The 3,247-nt window shown below is 48.2% G+C and carries 3 protein-coding genes, 1 tRNA gene and 1 pseudogene; 4 read left to right on the top strand and 1 reads right to left on the bottom strand.

The genetic code is table 11. The features are described 5' to 3' along the window. Nucleotides 1-85 (bottom strand) — tRNA-Leu (locus Q4C79_RS13115). Between the two features lie 401 nt (nucleotides 86-486). Between Q4C79_RS13115 and Q4C79_RS13110 the strand changes: the two genes are divergently transcribed. The 4 genes and pseudogenes from Q4C79_RS13110 to ribA all read left to right on the top strand — a co-directional run bounded on the left by Q4C79_RS13110 (nucleotide 487) and on the right by ribA (nucleotide 3,047). After that, on the top strand, nucleotides 487-639 hold the full coding sequence (locus Q4C79_RS13110) for a hypothetical protein (RefSeq protein ID WP_303091463.1): 153 nt from the start codon (nucleotides 487-489) through the stop codon (nucleotides 637-639). A gap of 42 nt (nucleotides 640-681) precedes the next feature. Further along, a pseudogene (locus tag Q4C79_RS13105) lies at nucleotides 682-1,072 on the top strand (transposase); the annotation flags it as partial. A gap of 708 nt (nucleotides 1,073-1,780) precedes the next feature. Further along, entirely contained in the window at nucleotides 1,781-2,443 is a 663-nt protein-coding gene (locus Q4C79_RS13100) for a GAF domain-containing protein (protein WP_303091462.1), read from the top strand. Between the two features lie 7 nt (nucleotides 2,444-2,450). Continuing rightward, nucleotides 2,451-3,047, top strand: a complete 597-nt coding sequence (gene ribA / locus Q4C79_RS13095) for a GTP cyclohydrolase II (RefSeq protein ID WP_303091461.1) — start codon at nucleotides 2,451-2,453, stop codon at nucleotides 3,045-3,047. The last annotated feature ends 200 nt before the right edge of the window (nucleotides 3,048-3,247 follow it).

Below are 3,247 nucleotides of genomic sequence, written 5' to 3'. Positions count from 1 at the left end.
TGGTGCGGACGGAGAGACTCGAACTCTCACACCTCTCGGCGCCAGAACCTAAATCTGGTGCGTCTACCAATTTCGCCACGTCCGCAAAGCAAACGTATTATACGCAAAAACAGCATCCAAGCCTAGAATAAAATAACACTCAGAGCACAATTTTGATTTTTATAAAAATATTAAGAAAGCAGCGCTACCGGCGCACCTTAATAATGTTATCTATAAAATAAAAAACAAAAGCTTTCAGACAGGCTAAGACCTTTGCAAAATACCTAAAAGTGGATGAAGTTCGAGGTGTAGCAGCACAGCGAATGCAGACATATTAGAGATAGATAGGCAAGCAAGAGCACAAGCGCACAACGAAGAAGTTCACCACAACGCTTTCTGACTATGCTCCCTGGGATTTTTAACATCCTTGTCTTAGACAAACGAGCAGATACCCCTCATCATCACAACCGAACAGTTGCAGGACAACACAGCCGAGAGCTGGAAGCTTTGGTAAAGCGCCGCAGCCAGCTGGTGGAAATGCGCACGGCCGAGAAAAACCGTTTGGCGCAAATTCACTCCAGCCAACAGCAAAGTGTGGAAGATTTAATTCGGCACTTTAACACCTTGATTGCTGATCTGGACAAACAGATTGCCAAATAAAACGACAGCAATTTTGACGGCAAAAACAAAATCATCGGAGAGATAAAAGGCGTAGGGGGCACCACTTGCGACTTGCGCCACCTTGATGTCGATGTTGCCCGAGTTGGGGCGGCTGCCGCACAAAAGTAATGCCTTACTGGTCGGCGTTGTTCCGCCCGCCAAGCAAAGCGGTGAATCGGTTGGTAAAACCGGATGTATCGGCGGCAGGATGGAAGTGCGCAATGCCCTGTATATGGCCACCCTGACCGCCAGCCGCTTTGAGCCGAAAATCAAAGCATTTTACGAACGGCTTATCGGCAAAGGAAAACCGTTCAAAGTAGCCATTAATGCGTGTATGCACAAACTGCTGAGAATACTGAACGCGCGTGTACGCGACTACCTTCAGTCAGGCGGGCTGTCAGCCGCTTGGTTAACCGTGTTTGATGCTGCTTGACTGACGAGTCGGTAACACAGTTGCTAAGAACCAACTACGGTTTTACTAAAGACTACAACCTAGGGGTCTGTCGACAATTAACCGGCGAAGCGGTTTTTTGAGGCACAAACCGCGTATGCAAGGCAAAAAGCACAGCAAGGTTGAACACCTTGCGAGCATTTTAGCTTCGCAAGTCCGCTACGCTACCTAACGGAGCAGACGGGGATTTTTGACCAAAAACACCGCCGTTGCGTTAATTGTCGACAGACTCTAGAGGAAAGGACATAAAATAAAAATTCAATTATTAATCAAACCAAAAGCTTTATACAGCAATATAGCAGATTTAATTAATTTTCGATACAAGGCAGCAAGTCGCAGACAGTACAAGTAGTACGGCAAGGCGCAGCAACGCCGTAGCGAAAGTTAAGTTAATCTGCTATAGCTTTTACCTTCTTGATTCCCGACTTGATTATTTTGCATTTCAACACAAGATTAAATCAATCCATTCATCTGGACGTAGATGTTTATAACTAAATTTGTTTGTTTTTCATTTTGGCGTCAATTGCAATGTTTCATTTCTTTTGCCCCCTTGGCAGTTCATTCCATCCCAGAAAACCGTGCACGCTCCCAGCTTCCAACTCCTACTCTGCCGCCGCCATCTTTAGCGGTACAATAGCGGTTTTACCAAGTTTTGTTTAAGCAAAACGCATCATACGAAAGCATCCTCCCATGACTTCCCATAACTTAATCCTTGATTATTTGAACACTCAAGGCCTAAAGCTCAACGAGCAAGAAGTTCAAATATTACTATTGGCCGTACAAACCGTAATCGAACGCGGCCAGGCGGCGATAGAGCGCTCTGTTTTATGGTATGACCAAAACGGCGTACGGTTGGAAGATTACCTTACCGCCAATGATGACCGGCATGCCTGTCTGAAACAGATTTTCATGGCGCTAGACTCAGTATACGAACGCACCCGACCGCAAAGTGCTGCCGTTTATTTGAAACCGGCCGACTCAGCGAGCTTGGTTCGTGTGTCTCAACAAGGCCTTGCCCTCGAGCCTGTTCTACCGCTGGATGAGTCGGCGGCTATCCGCCATTTGGCCAGCCGCTGCGCCCAAACCGGCTGGCTCAATCAAGCCGACGATGCAGCCTATTGGCTATCCCTAAACGAATTGCAAGGCGAACACAATCTGCGCAGCGCCAGCCAAATCTCGTTACCCGTTCACCTCGAAAACGGTCGCGTGCTGGGCGTCGTGCATGCGGAATATGCACAAGCACATGCCATCGATGATGCCGCATTGGCCGAATGGGTGGCACTTGCACTTTCCTTGGTAGAGCCGATGCGCGAGTTGGCCGGAATTATGGAAACAGAAGAAGAGAAAGAATAAATCAAGCATGACTGAATTAAAATTTATTGCCTCTTGTCGCTTGCCTACAGAATGGGGCGTTTTTACCCTGTACGGTTTTGAAGAGCCCGGTGGACAAGAGCATGTAGCGCTGGTGATGGGCAATATTGCCGATGGCGAACCGGTACTTGCGCGCATTCATTCCGAATGCTTAACCGGCGATGCCCTATTCTCGCAAAAATGCGATTGCGGCCCGCAGCTACAAGCAGCGATGCAGGCGGTCAACCAAGCCGGGCGCGGCATGATTATTTATCTGCGCCAAGAAGGCCGCGGCATCGGCCTGATAAACAAAATCCGCGCCTACCAATTGCAAGACCAAGGGCTGGACACCGTAGAAGCCAATCTGGCACTGGGCTTGCCGGTAGACGCTCGCGACTTTACACTGGCACAATCCATGCTCAAGCATTTCGGCGTCAGCCAAGTACGTTTATTAACCAACAATCCCGAAAAAGTGGACACCCTGCGCACCAACGGCATTAACGTGGTTGAACGCGTACCGTTGCAGGTCGGCGAAAACATCGAAAACGAGCATTACCTGCAAACCAAAGCAAGCAAGCTGGGGCATTTATTATCAAAAGCAAGGTGATTTATTTTCAGACAGGCATCTTGCATATGCCTGTCTGAAAACTTTTACCATGTGCCAACAAACACTTGACCCTGACCGGCATTTATTTCTTGTTCCAACACTTGCCAGCACGCATGAAATCTGGTTTAATTCGGCTTCTGTCAAACGACACGGGTGATTAGCTCAGTTGGTAGAGCGTCTGCCTTACAAGCAGAATGTCG

It is taken from the genome of Neisseria sp. (genome assembly GCF_030523955.1).
In the GTDB taxonomy this organism is placed as follows: domain Bacteria; phylum Pseudomonadota; class Gammaproteobacteria; order Burkholderiales; family Neisseriaceae; genus Neisseria.
The sequence above is the reverse complement of the archived record's forward strand: the minus strand, read 5'-3'. Positions and strand labels throughout refer to the sequence as shown.

Bases quoted from the DNA above. Each gene is read 5' to 3' on its own strand.
- Q4C79_RS13100 (WP_303091462.1), top strand. From the start codon at position 1,781: ATGACTTCCCATAACTTAATCCTTGATTATTTGAACACTCAAGGCCTA.
- ribA (WP_303091461.1), top strand. From the start codon at position 2,451: ATGACTGAATTAAAATTTATTGCCTCTTGTCGCTTGCCTACAGAATGG.